General features: G+C 66.1%; 11 protein-coding genes and 1 tRNA gene. 4 read left to right on the top strand and 8 right to left on the bottom strand.

Features of this window, described 5'->3' with window-relative positions; all coding sequences use genetic code 11:
• The first annotated feature begins 110 nt into the window (after window positions 1-110).
• Window positions 111-1,246, top strand: a protein-coding gene (locus tag ACQP1G_RS36890) for an IS3 family transposase (RefSeq protein ID WP_433191779.1) whose coding sequence is annotated in 2 segments (ribosomal slippage) — window positions 111-372 and window positions 372-1,246 — 1,137 coding nt in all. Because the reading frame shifts where the segments join, the coding sequence is not laid out codon by codon here.
• 177 nt (window positions 1,247-1,423) lie between these two features.
• Here ACQP1G_RS36890 and ACQP1G_RS36885 read toward each other — a convergent pair.
• From ACQP1G_RS36885 to orn, 4 genes are all read right to left on the bottom strand, one after another.
• Window positions 1,424-5,908 carry a caspase, EACC1-associated type gene (locus ACQP1G_RS36885; RefSeq protein ID WP_433194295.1) on the bottom strand — a complete coding sequence of 1,495 codons (4,485 nt, stop codon included), beginning with the start codon at window positions 5,906-5,908 and terminating at the stop codon, window positions 1,424-1,426.
• Window positions 5,905-6,282: an effector-associated constant component EACC1 gene (locus tag ACQP1G_RS36880; RefSeq protein WP_433194294.1), complete on the bottom strand. Its 378-nt coding sequence runs from the start codon at window positions 6,280-6,282 to the stop codon at window positions 5,905-5,907. Before ACQP1G_RS36880 ends, ACQP1G_RS36885 begins: the two co-directional genes overlap by 4 nt.
• Window positions 6,283-6,490: 208 nt before the next feature.
• Window positions 6,491-6,563: transfer RNA gene (locus tag ACQP1G_RS36875), tRNA-His, on the bottom strand.
• 54 nt (window positions 6,564-6,617) lie between these two features.
• Window positions 6,618-7,268 (bottom strand): oligoribonuclease, encoded by a 651-nt coding sequence (orn, locus tag ACQP1G_RS36870; protein ID WP_433194293.1) that lies wholly within the window; start codon window positions 7,266-7,268, stop codon window positions 6,618-6,620.
• Between the two features lie 155 nt (window positions 7,269-7,423).
• On the opposite strand from orn, the gene ACQP1G_RS36865 reads away from it, so the two are divergent.
• On the top strand, window positions 7,424-9,280 hold the full coding sequence (locus tag ACQP1G_RS36865; protein WP_433194292.1) for a helicase HerA-like domain-containing protein: 1,857 nt from the start codon (window positions 7,424-7,426) through the stop codon (window positions 9,278-9,280).
• Window positions 9,281-9,425: 145 nt separating this feature from the next.
• Window positions 9,426-11,069: a S8 family peptidase gene (locus ACQP1G_RS36860; protein WP_433194291.1), complete on the top strand. Its 1,644-nt coding sequence runs from the start codon at window positions 9,426-9,428 to the stop codon at window positions 11,067-11,069.
• A 3-nt stretch (window positions 11,070-11,072) separates the two neighbouring features.
• On the opposite strand, the gene ACQP1G_RS36855 is transcribed toward ACQP1G_RS36860, so the two are convergent.
• A complete protein-coding gene (locus ACQP1G_RS36855) occupies window positions 11,073-12,167 on the bottom strand; it encodes an FAD-dependent oxidoreductase (protein ID WP_433194290.1) in 1,095 nt (364 codons plus the stop codon).
• A 52-nt stretch (window positions 12,168-12,219) separates the two neighbouring features.
• Here ACQP1G_RS36855 and ACQP1G_RS36850 point away from each other — a divergent pair, with 52 nt between their 5' ends.
• On the top strand, window positions 12,220-12,663 hold the full coding sequence (locus ACQP1G_RS36850) for a MarR family winged helix-turn-helix transcriptional regulator (RefSeq protein WP_433194289.1): 444 nt from the start codon (window positions 12,220-12,222) through the stop codon (window positions 12,661-12,663).
• A 12-nt stretch (window positions 12,664-12,675) separates the two neighbouring features.
• On the opposite strand, the gene ACQP1G_RS36845 is transcribed toward ACQP1G_RS36850, so the two are convergent.
• The 3 genes from ACQP1G_RS36845 to cmrA all read right to left on the bottom strand — a co-directional run bounded on the left by ACQP1G_RS36845 (window position 12,676) and on the right by cmrA (window position 16,500).
• Complete coding sequence (locus tag ACQP1G_RS36845; protein ID WP_433194288.1) at window positions 12,676-14,001, bottom strand: diaminopimelate decarboxylase family protein; 1,326 nt, start codon at window positions 13,999-14,001, stop codon at window positions 12,676-12,678.
• 126 nt (window positions 14,002-14,127) lie between these two features.
• Window positions 14,128-15,474: a diaminopimelate decarboxylase gene (lysA, locus tag ACQP1G_RS36840; RefSeq protein ID WP_433194287.1), complete on the bottom strand. Its 1,347-nt coding sequence runs from the start codon at window positions 15,472-15,474 to the stop codon at window positions 14,128-14,130.
• 222 nt (window positions 15,475-15,696) lie between these two features.
• Entirely contained in the window at window positions 15,697-16,500 is an 804-nt protein-coding gene (gene cmrA / locus ACQP1G_RS36835; RefSeq protein ID WP_433194286.1) for a mycolate reductase, read from the bottom strand.
• Window positions 16,501-16,527: the final 27 nt, after the last annotated feature.

Here is a 16,527-nt window from a genome sequence, read left to right as displayed (position 1 = left end):
CGCCATCATGGATGGCGTTGCGGGGCACGTGACTGGAGCCCTTTGAGCAGGTCCAGCGGTTGTGAGAGTTCTGATGCACCAGAATGGGTGCAGGAGGACGAGATCACGACATGGCGCGACGACGACACACCCCCGAGCAGATCATCCGCAAGCTGCGCGAGGGCGAGAAGCTGATCGGGGAGAAATTCTCGATCGAGGAGGTGTGCAAGCACCTCGAGATTTCCGAGGCTTCCTGGCATCGCTGGCAAGCCCAGTACGGCGGCATGAAATCCGACGACGCGAAACGGCTCAAAGAGCTGGAGCGCGAGAACGCGCGGTTGAAGAAGATGGTCGCCGAGCAGGCCCTCGATATCGACATGCTCAAGGAAGTGAACCGGGGAAACTATTGAGCCCGGACCGCCGTCGCAGGGCCGTGGTGGTTCTGCAGCAGCGGTTTCGGGTGTCGCAACGCCGCGCCTGCCGAGTGGTGGGGCAGTCGCGGTCGGTGCAACGTCGGCCGCGCGCGGTCGCCGAGGTCGAACGGACGCTGAGGGAGCGGCTGCGCGTGATCTCCCGGCGTCATCCGCGGTGGGGCTGGCGGAAGGCGCACGCGTTGTGCCGTGGCGAGGGTCTGGTAACCAACCACAAACGCACCCAACGACTCTGGCGTGAGGAGGGATTGAAGCGACCGAGTCGAGTGCGTAAGAAACGCCGCATCGGGCCGGGTCGGAATCAGCGTCTGAAGGCGTCGTTCCCGGATCAGATGTGGGCCCTGGATTTCCAGGTCGATGTCACTGTCGACGGTCGACAAGTCCGGTTCCTTAACATTGTCGACGAGTTCACGCGGGAAGCCTTGGCCACCAGAGCATTCCGGTCGTGCACCGCCGATCAGCTGGTCGGTGTGCTCCACGAGATCATCGTGGCCACCGGGCGGAAGCCGATGCACATTCGCATGGACAATGGCACCGAGATGACCGCGCACGCGATGCGGGATTGGTGCCGGTTCACCGGGGTCGATGCCTCGTTCATCGATCCGGGATCGCCGTGGCAGAACGGTGTCTGTGAGTCGTTCAATGGGCGTTTCCGCGACGAGTTCCTGTCCTGCGAGGTGTTTCATTCCCTGACCGAGGTGCGGGTCCTTGCCGAGGATTGGCGCATCGAGTACAACAGTTACCGGCCACACGGATCGCTGGGTTTCCTTACCCCGCAAGCATTCCGTGAGCAATGGGTACCGACCGAGTTCGAGCAGCAACTACAACTCGCATAGCCGGTGGACCTGCCATCGGGGCCCAGTCACACGAGGTTCGGTGCTTTCGCACGCTCCGTGCTCGAGATCGGTACGTCTTCAGCCCCTCCGATCGGACCACTCCGATTCCTCCAGCACCACAACCCGCCGCCCCCGTCGAGCAGAAGACCCGGAAATCTGCCTGGTCGACTGTTCATGTCAAGCACACGGTGGTCGGTAGTCGCGGTCGGGTAGGTACCGCATCCACTCTTGCCGCGTCATTGGATCGCCGACGGCGTTGCACACATCTCCGACTATCGGCTCCGGGTCGAGGTTCCAGATTTCGACACCGGATCCGGATCGCGCCACCGCCAACGCGGTGCCGTCGGGGCTGAAGGCGAGTTTCTCGACATCTCCTTGGCTCAGGTACGACTCCAAGAAGGGCGCGTCAGGATTTGCGACGTTCCATATCTCTGGACGCACCAGGTACTCGCCGGACGATGAGACGCGGTTCGCCGCCAATGCGAGTCTCTTGCCATCGTGGCTGAAGGTTATGTTCGCTCGGGGAGCGCCGACCGGAACAACGACCGGAGAACCCTCCAGGCTGTTGTTCTTCAGCTTCCACAGGCGCAGGAGTCCATCGGATCCGTAAAGTGCCAACAGTGCACTGTCCGGGCTCAGTGCCATCTTGCTGTATCCCCGCTCGCTTGCCGGCAGGTACTGCGACCACAATTCGGAAGGACTGGTTCGGCTCACCACGCTCCATGCACGTAGCCGCATATCAATCGTCGGCCGCAACTCCTGAGGCTGGGATGACGAAGCCGATTCGGCCGTGAGCAGCGTTGTGCCGTCGGCCGTGAACGCGAGCCAGTTCGCGGGTGCGGGAATGGTAACGATGGGACGGGGATGGTGTGGGTCACTGACGTCGTACAGCCGGACTACGCGACTCTCGGCCGGCGCGTCATACTGGTCATCGGCCACCGCGAGAATCGGCTGGGTAGGGCTGAAGGCGACTGCCGCCACGCCGTTGACCAGGTCATCGATCGTGGCCACGATGCCGGACGCCGGATCGGATGTCGATCGGAATCGTAGGACGTAGTCATCCGCAGTATTCTCTTCGACCGCCGCGAAATAACTACCGTCGGGACTGATTCCGATGTCCTGGCCGAGGAAGGCGGGCGCTGCGGAAAGATACGTCGGATTGTCGGCACCGTCTTTGACGCTTCCCCGGCTTGTCCACACGAAATTTCCGTAGGACGTCCCGACAATGAGCACTTCGCCGCTGCCTTTCGACCGGAACACCAGCGGCGCCGCCAGTCTCGGCGGGCCGGGCAAGAAGTACGCTGCACCGGGTTGCGCGGGATTGGAAATGCCCCATACCGCGACACCCTGGTCCGTTGCTTGGAATGCGCGACCGGCGTGACGCGGGTCGAACAACATGTGACCGCTGGCGTGGCCGGTTTCGGCGCTGACCGAAGCCCCCGCCGCGATCGCCCCGGTTTGCACGCTGTAGCGCCACAGCTGCCAGGTCTCGCCGCATACAGCGACGAATTCGCCGATATCGCGACTTGTTCGGTCGAAGGCGATCGAGGTGATGTCCCTGTAGCACTGGCCCGTCGAGTTCGTCACCGGTGGGGAATCATTGGTCCGCGGCGCGGTCGGGTCACCGAGGTCCCACAAGAGCAGGGGTCGTTGGTCGCCCGAGCCGATCACAGATTGGTGAGGGGCGGCCAGATAGCGCCCCTCGGGGTCGAATGCGATGCGATGCCACGGCCTGAACACGGGGAACCGCGGCGCGTAAGGCTCGGCCCCGATGTCGAGCGTGGTCACGGGAACGGGATTCGAGACATCCCAGACGTCGGTGTGCCCGTCGATGGTGGCGGAGGCGAACAAGCCGCGGTGCGGTGCGACGGTGAGCGTGTCGATCTGCGCGGAACGGGCTCGCAATATCGGCAGCGCCGAAGGCGTGGCGGGTTGTGTGATGTTCCACCGCAGGATTTCCCCGGTCGAGGTGCCCGCGTAGAGCGTCGCGCCGTCAGGCGCGATGGCCATCGCGGTCACCGCTGACTCCAGCCTCATCCCGACCACCTCGATCGGGTGGGTCACGTCGGTCGTATCCCACAGGCGCAGGTCGGTCTCCACCGATCCGGGAGGAGTGAAGGTAGCCGCGGCCAGCAAGGTTCCTGCCGGGTTGACGGCGATCGCGCCGGCCAGCAGATCGGTGATCAGTCCGGCTTCGGATCCTTGCGTGCGGCGTACCGCGATGGCGTCCACCGACGAGATTGCCAGCACGTTGCCGTCGGCGCTGGTGGCGATATCGGCGGCCGTTCTTCCCTGGTTTATCATGCCCGGGGTGTTCCGACTGTTGAGCAGCGAACCGAGACCTGCCTCGGCATCGATTCGATAGGCCAACACGCTGAGTTGTTTGGCGAGGCCCGGTTGGCGGGAGCGAAGGTTCTCCGCTTCGGCCGCCAGATACCGGGCGAGGTCGCGCTGCTGAGCGTCCGCCGCCTTCTGCTGATACAGCAACGCTCCGGTCAGACCTACCGTCGCCAACAGCGCGAGCACCGCCAGCACCGCGACAGTCGTTTGACGGATCCGTGTGGAGCGACGCTCCTGACGCGCGGACGCTTCGACGAATCCGGCCGACACCGGCTCCAATTCGGTCGTGACATCGGCGGCGCCGAGCTGTTCGCGCAGTGCCGCCAAGCGCGTTCCCCTGTAGAGCAGCGAGGAGTCACGCTCAGCGTGCTCCCACTCCCCGGCGTCGTGGGCGAGTTGTTGCTCGGCGCGCAACCGGGCGCGATCGGAATCGATCCATGCACGCAGACGTGGCCATTCGCGCAGCAGCGCCTCGTGCGCCAACCGCACGGTGTCGCGATCCATCGTGATCAATCGGGACTCGGTCAACCGGTCCAGGACCGCGTGCGCCACATCCAGATCGGGCACCGCGTGGGTGAGATCGGTGCGGTCGCAAGGTCGGCCCGTGTCGGCATCGCCATCGGCGCCGACGCGCACCAGCCGGGGCAGCATCGTGCGGAGCGCGTCGCGGCCGGCATCGTCTGCGGACGCGTAGATCGAGTCCGCCGATTGTTTGATGGCGTGGGCGATTCCGCCGGTGTCCCGGTACCCGGCCACAGTCAGTTCGTTGCCGTCCCGGCGGTGCCAGGTGGACAGCATCGCGTGGGACAACAGTGGCAGTGCTTCCGCCGAGGCGCCGGGCCCGAGGTCGTTGATCACTATGTCGGCGAGCCCATCCGCCAGACACCAGCCGTTTCGCAGCGCGGGTTCGTCGATCGCCTCTCTCAGCTCGTCACGAGTCATGGGTTCGATCAGGATCTGCCGGTCTCGCAGTGCAGCAACGAGTTCCGGATGACAGACAGCGTGTCCGTAGAAGTCGGCACGGAGCGCCATCACCACGAGCGCGCACGGCGTCGAGCCATCCGCTGCCTCGGCCAGCGCGGTGAGCGCGCGCAGAAAGGCAGTCCGCGTGGAGGTGTCGGCGCAAAGAGTGAACAGTTCTTCGAGTTGGTCCACGATCACGGTCAGGGTGTCCCCGGGGCGCCGCGCCAACACCTTGTCGGCGAGTTCGGTCACCCTGCCGGGATCTCGGTCGATCAGATCGCGGCTGTCTGGAGCATCAAGAGCGGCGACCAACCGTTGGAGCGGATCGGCGCCGGGGGTGAACCGGCGCAGCGCCCAACCCACCGATCCCGCCACGCCCGGTAGACCGCGATCTCGTAGGGCCGCGATCACACCGGCATTGAGCAGTGAGGTCTTGCCCGAACCGGACGCACCGACCAGCACCCTAGGCCCGCCCTCCGTGGCCGCGACCGCCAGTTCGTCGAGAAGCCGTGCGAGCATGGTGGCGCGACCGAAGAACATCCCCGCGTCGTCGGGCCCGAACGACGCCAGACCCGGATACGGGGACCGTCCGGGAGTCGGATCGCGCGCGGGTTCATCCGTCGGTGCAGCAGCCGGATTGGCCGCAATGATCAGCGTGCCCGCACGGTCACCGGCTTGGCGGCGCGGGAGCGGGCCGCGTTGAGCATCACGCAACGAGCGATATACCCCGTCGAAGAGCGCGTCCAGGGTCAGCATCGACGGCGCCCGGGGATCGCCGTTCTCGAGGAGTTGCAGAAGGGCGCCGGAGAAGGCGGTATGACGTTGCCCGGCCGGCGCCGACGCGAGATGTTCGGCGGAGCCGATCAGATAGCGACCGTGGGCACCGGTGGCGAACTCCCGAATCGAAGCGGTGTCCGCTTCGAGGGTCGCCGACCCGGAAAAACAGCAATCCAGAATCACCACCACCGACGGCGCCCGGCATTCTCCCAATGCCTGCGCCAACGCGGCGAAGGACAGGGCTTGGTGCGCGGCCAGACCCGGGATGAGCTCGCCGGTGTCCTTCGCCGCCAAATAGAGTTCACCGCCGGGGCCGCGCAGGCCATGCCCGAGGAAGTACACGACCAGCACCGACCGAGCACGTGCGGCTTCCTCGGCGATCGCCGCCGCCATCGTGCGCGCGTCCGGCGGGTCGAGTACACCGACCACGTTCTCCGTCATGGCGCCACACCGCTCGATGAAGGCGGCATGCAAGTCGGAGAAGGTCTGCGCCACCGTAGGCAGCGGTGGCAACGCGGTTGTGGTGTGAGTCGCGGTGGCCAGGACGAGGATTCGAACGCCCTCGCCGGATAGATCGGTCACTGCTCGATCGGCGCTCGACCCTGGCCTTCCGGCTCGACGGTTCTCAGCAGCCTTTCGGCCAACTGTTGCAGTTCGGCACCGTCCAACGCGCCGACACCTCGCGCGTCGAGTTCCACGATTCGATCACCCGAACCCCGCACCGTCAGCCGAACATCCGCCCGCCGGCTGCGTATCCACGCGACGATCGCGGTTGCCGTCGCGGCCGTGATACCACCCGGGCCGACCAGGATCTCCAATGCCTCGAGAATCGGTCCCATATCCTCCGGCCCCGGCGGCCGCAGCTGCGATTTGAGCCGGCCCCGCAGCTCGTCGGTGTCCCCGAGAAACTCCGCGAGGTCGCGCAATTCGTCGGAATTGTCGGTAACGATGATCATCGACACCCTGTCCCCCTGAAGGCCGCTCGTCACGACGAATTGTATTGCACCGCAACTCCTGAAGGAGAGCGAACCCGAATGGGTTCTCGGTCATCCGGCGCCGCGATTACTCGCTGAGGGTGGGCGTGAAACCTCGCGATAGACTCGCTAGGTGTCGAGTAGCAGAAGGGCCAGGCCGGAGCTTTGATGCCCTGACCTGGCCCGCGCGGGTGGCTGACGGGACTCGAACCCGCGACACCCAGGATCACAACCTGGTGCTCTACCAGCTGAACTACAGCCACCATGCTGGTTATGTACCAGCGCGGTAGATATTAGCGTGTTACCCCCGCCAGTCCCTAATCGGTTTTTGACGTGCCATTTTGTCCGGCCGCGGCGGCGCCTTTCGCGGTCCCGCTCACTTCGCTCGCGATGGCGGCTATCTCCGCGGTCGACGGGCCGGGTGTGGGGACGAACGCGGTGCGCCGGTAGTACTCCAACTCGCGGATGGATTCCTTGATATCGGCGAGGGCGCGGTGGGTGAGACCCTTCTCCGGCTGGCCGAAGTAGATGCGCGGGTACCAGCGGCGGCACAGCTCCTTGATGGAGCTCACATCGATCATCCGGTAGTGCAGATGCGTATCGAGCGCGGGCATATCGCGGGCGATGAAGCCACGGTCGGTTGCGATCGAATTGCCCGCGAGCGGGACCGTACCCGCGGTCGGGGCGTATTCGCGGATGTAGTCGAGTACCTGCTGTTCGGCGTCGGCGAGGGTGACCGTGGAGCGGCGCACCTCGTCGGTGAGGCCGGAGCGCGCGTGCATATCGGCGACCACCTGTGGCATGGCGGCGAGAGCCTCGTCATCGGCGTGGATGACGATATCCACGCCCTCACCGAGAATATTGAGGTCGCTGTCGGTCACCAGCGCGGCCACCTCGATCAGCTTGTCGCTGTCGAGTCGCAGGCCGGTCATCTCACAATCCATCCACACCACATATTTGTCGGACACCTCGGCAACATTAGCGGTGTTTGTCTGCGATGCCTGCGGCATCGGTCCTAATGGGTGGCAGCGGCGATAGAGTTTGCGGAGATCGGCGTATGCGTTTCGACACGACAGCTAACACCGCGGAAGCAGTCACAGTCAGACCAGACGGAGGACGCGCGATGAACGCAGGATCGCACAGCGATTCGATGGGGGGTGGTGGCCAGGGGGCGGGTGGGCTCACCCCCCAGGAGAAGGCGGCCGCGGCTAGGCGGGCGGCCGAGGAGGCAGCGCGCGTCGCCGCGGAGGCCGCCGCGGCGGCGGAGGCCGCCGAGCGCGAGTTGGCAGAGCAGGAGGCGGCGGCCGCGACCGCCGATCCGAATGCGGCGAATGCGGTGGCGCAGGCCGAGGCCGCGCAATCGAGGGCGGCCGCGACGGCCGAGACCGCGGCCGCCAGTGCCGCCGCGGCGGTAACCGCGAAGGCGGCGGCGAACGAAACCGCCGAGGTCGCAGAGCAATCGGTGGCTCAGCAGATCGCCGCAGGGTACGCGTTCGACGGGGTCGCGCTGGAACTGGGCACCATTGTGGTCGACGGTGCCGTCGATTCGACCGCGCGCGTACGGATTCCGATGCGCACCATGAACCGGCACGGTCTGGTGGCCGGTGCGACCGGTACCGGAAAGACGAAAACGCTGCAGGGCATCGCCGAGCAGCTCTCGCGGGCCGGGGTGCCGGTGGTGCTCGCCGATATCAAGGGTGACCTGTCGGGGCTCGCACAGCCGGGGCAGGCGAATGACAAGCTCAGCGCCAGGGCGGCCGAAACCGGTGCGGCGGACTGGGCGCCGGCCGGATATCCGACCGAATTCGTCTCGCTCGGTACCGGCGGAGTCGGGGTGCCGATCCGCGCGACCATCACCGCATTCGGGCCGGTATTGCTCAGTAAAGTGTTGGGCCTGAACGAGACTCAGGAATCCACGCTCGGGCTGATCTTCCACTGGGCGGATAAGGCGGGGCTCGGCCTGCTGGATCTGAAGGATCTGCGTGCGGTCATCACTCATCTCACCAGTCCGCAGGGCAAGGAAGATCTCAAGGGCATCGGCGGGGTTTCGGCGGCCACCGCGGGTGTCATCCTGCGCGCACTGGTGAATCTGGAGGCCGACGGCGGTGACACGTTCTTCGGCGAGCCGGAACTGGATCCGGCGGATCTGCTGCGCACCGCGGGCGGCCAGGGCGTGGTCACGCTGTTCGAATTGGGCGCGCAAGCGGCCCGGCCGGTGATGTTCTCCACGTTCCTGATGTGGGTGCTGGCCGACCTGTTCCAGACCCTGCCCGAGGTCGGCGACGTCGAAAAGCCCAAGCTCGTTTTCATTTTCGACGAGGCGCACCTGTTGTTCGCGGATGCCTCGAAGGCATTCCTGGAACAGGTGGAGCAGACGGTCAAGCTGATCCGGTCCAAGGGCGTCGGCGTATTCTTCTGCACCCAGCTGCCAACCGATATCCCGAATCCGGTGCTCTCCCAACTGGGTGCGCGCATTCAGCACGCCCTGCGCGCCTTCACCCCCGACGATCAGAAGGCGCTGTCCAAGACGGTGCGCACCTACCCGAAGACCGGGGCCTACGACTTGGAGAAGGCGCTCACCTCGCTGGGCACCGGTGAGGCGATCGTCACGGTGCTCTCGGAGCAGGGAGCTCCAACTCCCGTGGCGTGGACCAGGATTCAGCCGCCGCGCTCGCTGATGGACACCATCGGCGATGAGCAGATCAAGTCGCGGGCGCTGTCCAGTGCGCTGTCGGCCAAGTACGGCCAGACCATCGACCGGGAGTCGGCCTATGAGATCCTGGCCGCCAAGGTCGCGGCGGCGCAGCAACAGGAACCGGAGTCGGCTCCGGCGCCGGGCCGTTCCTCGAAGGCGCCGGAGGAAGAGTCGGCGGCCGAGCGCATCATGAAGAATCCGGCGGTGAAGAGCTTCCTGCGTTCGGCCGCCACGGCCGCGGGCCGCGAGATCAGCCGCAGCATTTTCGGCACCCGTAAGCGCTGAGGGCGCCACCCCGAGTGAAAATCCGAACCCGCTGATCCGCCGTCGGCGGGTCCGGTCATTTCCGAGTAGCGGGTACTCGATACGTCGTCGCTGGTCAGCGCTAATTTTGCAGTGGTGTTCGGGCGGTGACAATTAAGGAGTCGTCATGCCAACCGCAAACTTCGGGACCAAAAACGATCCCGGTTTCGAATTGGAACAAAGTCCGGACCTGATCGCGGTCCGAACCCAGAACAGACGTCCGATCCCCCGCTCCATCGGGTCGGTCCGCACACCGCTGAGCGGCGAACTGGATGACGCTGCCGTGGTGGTGTCCTATCCCGAAGCAGGTGTGCAGGTCTACCGGGTGCCGCCGGATTCGCGGACGGTCGCTGCGCGCAAGTCGGTACTGGCCGCCGCGCCGGAGGTGCGTTTCGCCGGTCATGTGCTGGTGGATCCGGTGAGCGAGGAGCCCGTGTTGTACACCGAGAACATCTTCGTGAAGTTCACCGACGACGCGAAACCCGAACAGTGTCGCAGGGTGCTCGACCAGGCGGGTCTGCGGATCAAGGAGACGGTGACCTATGCGGCGAACGCGTACTTCACCGGCGCGGTCGAAGGGACCGGGCAGCGGGTGTTCGATATCGCGAATGGGCTGCTGAGCCGTGCTGATGTCGTCTATTGCCATCCCGAGCTGATCCGACGGCGCTCCCGCAAGACGATCTTCCCGCAGCAGTGGCATCTGAAGCCGACCACCATCGGCGGCGCGGCGGTGAACGCGCACGCGAATGTGGAGGCGGCCCATGCGGTAACCCGCGGCAAGGGGGTGACGATCGCGCTCATCGACGACGGTGTCGATATCGACCACCCGGAATTCGCCGGGGCGGGCAAGGTGGTCGCACCGCGCGACGCGACCTTGCAGTCCAACGATCCGCGGCCGCGCGATGTGCAAGGGACCGGTCCCCGAGATGGCGATAATCACGGCACCGCATGCGCGGGTGTCGCCTGTGCCAATGGCACGCTCGGCGCCTCCGGCGTCGCACCCGAGGCCAGGCTGATGCCGATTCGGCTCGCCTCCCAACTCGGGTCACAGGCGGAGGCGCGCGCCTTCACGTGGGCCGCCGACCACGGCGCCGACGTCATCTCGTGCAGTTGGGGCCCCGCCGACGGCGTCTGGTTCCGACCGGACGACCCGGCACACGATCAGGTGGTGCCGATACCGGCCAGCACGCGATTGGCGATCGAGCATGCGGTGAACAATGGCCGCAATGGCAAGGGCTGCGTCGTGCTGTTCGCGGCGGGCAATGGCAACGAGTCGGTCGATAACGACGGCTATGCGAGCTTCCCGAAGGTTATCGCCGTCGCGGCCTGCAACGACACCGGAAAACGCAGTGTCTACAGCGATTTCGGCAAGGCTGTGTGGTGCGCTTTCCCGAGTAGCGACTTCGGGCATCCGGCGTTCCATCATCCCGACGCACTGACACCGGGCATCTGGACCGTCGATCGACACGGCGCCGCCGGGTACAACGTCGGCACCACCGATGACGGCGACGCCGCCGGGAACTTCACCAATAGCTTCGGCGGCACGTCGAGCGCATGCCCCGGGGCGGCCGGTGTCGTGGCCTTGGTGCTGTCGGTACATCCGGGTCTCGCGTCGAACGAGGTCAAGGACCTGTTGAAGCAGTCGTGCGACATGATCGATCCGCAGCACGGCGGGTACAGCGCGGACGGGCACAGCGCCAAATACGGCTTCGGTCGTCTCAATGCGCTCACCGCGGTGCAGACCGCGAAGAAGCTGCGGGGGCCGAACTGAGCGTCAGCTCACGCTGCGCAGTGAGCGTTGCACCATGTCGAAACCGTAGTCGAGCATTTCGGTCTCATAGGCGTGGACCGCGTCCCGCAGCGGACCGGTCCGCTCGGTAATGCGCTGGCACAGCAGTGCGGCGTCGCGCAGTGCGGTCGCCGCGCTGCTCCCGGCCGGAATCATGGTGTGGATGGCATCGCCCATCAGCGTGACCGGACCGGTTTCCCAGTGCGGCAATGGTTTTGCCGTCCGGATCGTGGTGTTGTGGACCGATTTCTGATCGGCACGGCGCACGAGCGTGCCGAGATTTTCGGGCCAGTCGGCGATCAGTTCCGTCGCGACCTTGCACAGCTCGTACTTGTCCAGGGCGGACAGATCGGCCGAAATCAGCGCGCTCGGCGCGGCGACCACCCACATCACGTAGTCCGCGCCGTCACCGGAGGCGAATTCGTGGGCGGCCAGCGACATGAACCGGCCGTCGGCACCGGCTATCACGCTGAACCCGTCCAGCGCGGCGGCCGGCGTCAGCGCGCGGGTCTCGTCGGTCAGCAGTGTCTTGCCGTAGATCTCCGCTTGACCGGTTTCGATGACCTCGGCATCCGGCAGCCATTGGGCGCGAATCCTGGAATGCGTGCCATCGGCGGCGACCAGCAGGTCGGCGTCGGTGACCGTGCCGTCGTCGAAATGGGTCCGGACCCGGCCGTCGTCCAGCAGTTCGAAGTGTTCGAACGACGCGCCGTGGTGGACGTCGATGCCGGTGAGCAGGAACTTGCGCAGTGTGAGCCGGTCGACGGTCAGATGCCGTCCGTGCACATCCTCGTCCGCTGTCGGCGGCACCAGCATTTCGCGGACGACGTGCAGTTGCGGGTCGAGGAACCGCACGCCGGTACCGCGTTTGCCCGCGGTGGCGACGATTCGTTCGTAGCGGTCGGGTGGCAGGCAGGCGCGCAGGGCGAGGTCGCCTTCCGGGTCGAGGTGAATGCGATAACCCTGGCTGTGGTGGTCCGCGGCCTCGCGTTCGTAGAGCTCCACGGTGATTCCGGCTCGGTGCAGGCCCTGTGCGAGCAGGGGTCCGGCCAGCCCGGCCCCGACGATGACAATCTTCATATTCTAAAACTATCTGAATACAGACGATCTGTCATCGGATACACTTTGCTCCGTGGAGCAGACTTCGCAGCGACTCGGCGCCCAGATCGGTGGACAGCTCTATCTGGCGCATCGCTACGCACGCGCGGCGGCCAATCGTGCGCTGCGGGAACAGCAGCTCGAGCTGCGCCATCTCGGCGTGCTCGGCTGCCTCGCCGACGTGGGACCGCTCAGTCAGCGCGCCTTGGTCGACCGGCTGCAGCTGGACAAGTCATCGATGGTCTACATCATCGATGAGCTGGAACGGCAGGGGCTAGCGCAGCGGCGCAAGGATGAGCGGGACCGCCGCAGCTACGCCGTGCACATCACGCCGAGCGGCCGGAAGCGACTGGCCGAGGCCAACGACACCGCCGATGACGTGGTGAACGAATTGCTCGTGCCGTTCTCCGATGCCGAACGCCGACAGTTGCACGAGCTGCTCGCGCGGTTCATCGAACACGCCGCCGAGCAGCCTTGATCGCGGCAGGACTCAGCCCGCGTCGCGGTCGAGTAGGTCGGCATCTTCGCGGTATCCGAGTTCCTGGCACCGGCCCTTGCCGACGGCGATGATCGGCGTGCGCGGCGCGCTGTGGTCGGATATCGCGCTGTTGTACTGGTAGGCGCCCGTGCACGGTGCCGCGAGTACCTCGCCGGCACGCAGATCGGCGGGCAGCCGGACGCCGGTGGCGAGAATCTCCTCGGCGCTGCCGGTGTGGCATGCGACGGTCGCGGTTACTTCGGGGCCGGTCGAATACCGGTTCACCACAACCATATTCGCGCGGGCACCGTCCCTGGGACCCTGCGGCCGGTCGCATCTGCCGCCATCTACGACAACGAAATTGTGGCCGTTGTGGAGGCGTTGCACCGAGCGGACCCGATAGAGGGTCACACCCGCGCGAGCGACGATGGCCCGGCCCGGTTCGAGGGCGATATTGGGGCGCGGGAATCGGTGGCGCGCGCACGCGGCGTCGAGGGCGTCCTCGACGATGGCGGCGAGTTCGGTCAGGTTCATCTCGGCGTCACCGCAGCGATAAGCGATGGCATGTCCGCCGCCCAGATCGAGATCGGTCAGGATCCGGCCGTGGTCGTGGCGGATCTGTGCCATTTCGCCGACCATCCTGCGGATCGCTTCGCCGTAGTAGTCCGGGTTGTAGATCTGGGACCCGAGATGGCAGTGAAAGCCGATCAGATCCAGCATCGGTTGGGCCACGATCCGCTCGGTGGCAGCGGCCGCGGCGTCGAGCGGGAACCCGTACTGCTGGCCGGCTTTGGGAGGATTGGTCGAGTTTCCGTGGATATCAATGCCGGGGGACAGGCGCAGCAGCACCCGCTGTGGCCGGGTCGTCATGGCGGCCAGCAGGTCGATCTCGGCGAATGAGCCGACCACGATCCGCCCGACGCCGCATTCCACCGCTGTCTGTAGCGCGTCCGGATTTCCATAGCCGTGCAGGATGATTCGTTTGGGGTGGACACCCGCGGCGAGGGCGATCGCCAGTTCGCCGGAGGAGCCGACATCCATCGAGAGCCCCTCGGCGGTGACCCAATCGGCCACCGCTCGGACCAGGAGCGCCTGTCCCGCGTAGATGATCTCGGCCTCCGGGAAGGCCCGCACATACGCCCGGCAGCGGTCCCGGACCTCTCGCTCGTCCAGTACGCGAGTTGCGGTGCCGAACTGGTCGGCGATCTCGGCGAGGGGGACGCCGCCTACGACGATCCGGCCTGCGGCGTCGTAGTGCGAATCCCGGGGCCAGATCGCGAAATCGAGGCGTGCGGCCGACCCCGACCGAGCGGACGAAAAGAGGTCCAGCAGCGTCACGGTGTACTCCTTTGTGCCCGCTGAATCTGCGGGGATACTTCGGTTTACCTCTCGGGCGGGGGCTCGGGGTCGGCCTTAGCGCAACCTTGACCAGCGCGATTTCGTTCTTTACGCGTTGCTGACGGATCAGCGGCCGACATCGCGGCTGAGCAGGTCAGCGATGGTTTCGCGGCGGATCAGTTCCCGGCAGCGGCCCTCGCGCACGGCGATGATCGGCGGGCGGCCGACGCTGTTGTAGGACGAGGCAAGGCTGTGGTGATAGGCCCCGGTGCACGGCACTGCCAGCACCTCGCCGGGACGTAGGTCGGCGGGCAGGCGCACATCGGTGGCGAGGATATCGCCCGCTTCGCAGAATCGGCCCGCGACGGTCGCGGTCATGTGCGGGCCGGTGGGGTGTCGATTGGCGACGACGACGGAGTAGTGGGCACCGTATAGCGCGACCCGCGGGTTATCACTCATGCCGCCGTCGACGGTGACGTAGGTGTGCCCGCCGTCGATGTGCTTGATCGACAGCACCCGGTACAGCGTGACACCAGCGCGGGCGACGATGGCGCGGCCCGGTTCGATGGCGATGACCGGTCGTGGGAAGCCACGGCGTGCACAGGCGGCATCGAGGGCGTCCTCGACGATCGCGGACAGTTCGGTGAGATTCATTTCGGCGTCGCCGCAGCGGTAGGCGACCGCGTGGCCGCCGCCGATATCCAAGTGTGTGAGCAGATAGTCGTGATCGTCGCGGACCCTGGCCATCTCGGCGATCATGCGGCGGATGGCCTCGCCGTAGTAGTCGGGGTCATCGATCTGGGAGCCGAGGTGGCAGTGGAAGCCGATCAGCCGCAACTTCGGCTGGCGCAGAATGCGAGCGACGGCCTCGGCGGCCGACTCGCTGCCGATGGGGAAGCCGAACTTCTGATCGGTGACGCCGGTGGCGACGGCGGGGTGCCCGTGCACGTCGATACCGGGTGTCAGCCGCAGCAGTACCTGCTGTCCGTCCATGGCCAGGGCCGAGAGCAGGGTGATCTCGGTGAGCGAGTCGACAACGATGCGGCCGACGCCCGCCTCGACCGCGGTTTCCAGTTCATCGAAGGTTTTTCCGTTGCCGTGCAGGATGATTCGCTTCGGGTCGACCCCGGCCGACAGTGCGACCGCCAGTTCGCCCGCCGAGCAGACGTCCACCGACAGGCCCTCCTGGGTGACCCAGTCGGCGACCGCCCTGATCATCAGTGCCTTGCCCGCATAGTAGATCTCGGCTTCCGGAAAGGCGGCCCGGTACGCCTTGCACCGCTCCCGGACCTCACGCTCGGCCAGGACGTAGGTGGGAGTGCCGTACTGGTCGGCGATATCGGCCAGCGCGACTCCGTCGATGGTTATTCGACCCGCGTCGTCGTAGTGCGTATCCCGCGGCCATACGGCGGAGTCGAGGCGTGCGGGCATGCCACCCGACCGCAGCGACGGGAAGATTTCCAGCAGCGTCACGATGTCTCCTGTGTCGCCCCCGCTTTCTCCTGTCTGCGGGGCCGATGCCAGGACTACGCCTGTTTCAACGGTGTGAACCGCGGGCTTATGCGAACTTGACACCGCGACCGGCGATCTTGACGGGATGACAACAGGTCTGTGACCTGCGACAACACCTTCAGGGACGGGCGTGCAACGGTGCCCGGTCCGCGGGACCGCCCGGCCGATGACATCGGGTAGGGCTCAGTTGCCCAGTTTTTTGTAGAACGCACCGGCGATCGGTGCGGTGAGGGAGCGGGGGCCGTACTGGCCGGCGACGCTCATGCCCTTGCTGATCAGGCCGGGGACTACCCGCATTTTGTTGCGGGCCAGGGCGTCGATGGAGATCTTGGCGGTGTATTCGGAGGTGACCCACATGAAGTCGGGGACCATGCGGTCGACAATGGAGGCCTCGGCCGGGTCGGGGGTTTCGGTGCGGACCGGGCCTGGGGCGAGCAGGGTGACATGCACACCGGAGTCCTTCAATTCGCCGCGCAACGACTCGGAGAAGGTATTGGCGAAGGCCTTGCTCGCCGCATAGGTCGCGTTGTTCGGGATCGGCATATTGCCCGCGGCCGAACCGCTGATCAGGATGCCGCCACCGCCCCTGGCGATCATGCCGGGCAGCACGGCCAGCGTGAGGTCGTGCACCGCGACGGCATTGAGCTCCATCTGGTCCCGCTCGTAGGCCGGATCGAGTTCCGCGACCGCGCCGAAGGTGGCGATACCCGCGTTATTGCACAGGATCGAGATATTGCGGGCGGCCAACTCCTCGACCAGCGCACCGCGGGCGGTCCGATCGGACAGATCGACAGCGCGCACCTCGGCGGTAATACCGTGCGCCAGCGTCAACCGCTGTGCGAGTTCGGTCAGCACCTCACCGCGCCGCGCGACCAGGATCAACGAGTATCCACGCGCGGCGAGTTCAGCGGCCAGCGCAATGCCGATGCCGGAGGAGGCGCCGGTGACAACCGCGCGATTCTCGGAGGTAGGGGAGGGCAGGCTCACGAGTGGAGCCTAGGGGATGCAGGTCGG

The sequence above is a fragment of the Nocardia sp. CA-107356 genome (assembly GCF_050946365.1).
GTDB lineage: Bacteria > Actinomycetota > Actinomycetes > Mycobacteriales > Mycobacteriaceae > Nocardia.
The sequence above is the reverse complement of the archived record's forward strand: the minus strand, read 5'-3'. Positions and strand labels throughout refer to the sequence as shown.

Bases quoted from the DNA above. Each gene is read 5' to 3' on its own strand.
- ACQP1G_RS36855 (WP_433194290.1), bottom strand. From the start codon at position 12,167: ATGAAGATTGTCATCGTCGGGGCCGGGCTGGCCGGACCCCTGCTCGCA.
- ACQP1G_RS36865 (WP_433194292.1), top strand. From the start codon at position 7,424: ATGAACGCAGGATCGCACAGCGATTCGATGGGGGGTGGTGGCCAGGGG.
- ACQP1G_RS36860 (WP_433194291.1), top strand. From the start codon at position 9,426: ATGCCAACCGCAAACTTCGGGACCAAAAACGATCCCGGTTTCGAATTG.
- ACQP1G_RS36880 (WP_433194294.1), bottom strand. From the start codon at position 6,282: ATGATCATCGTTACCGACAATTCCGACGAATTGCGCGACCTCGCGGAG.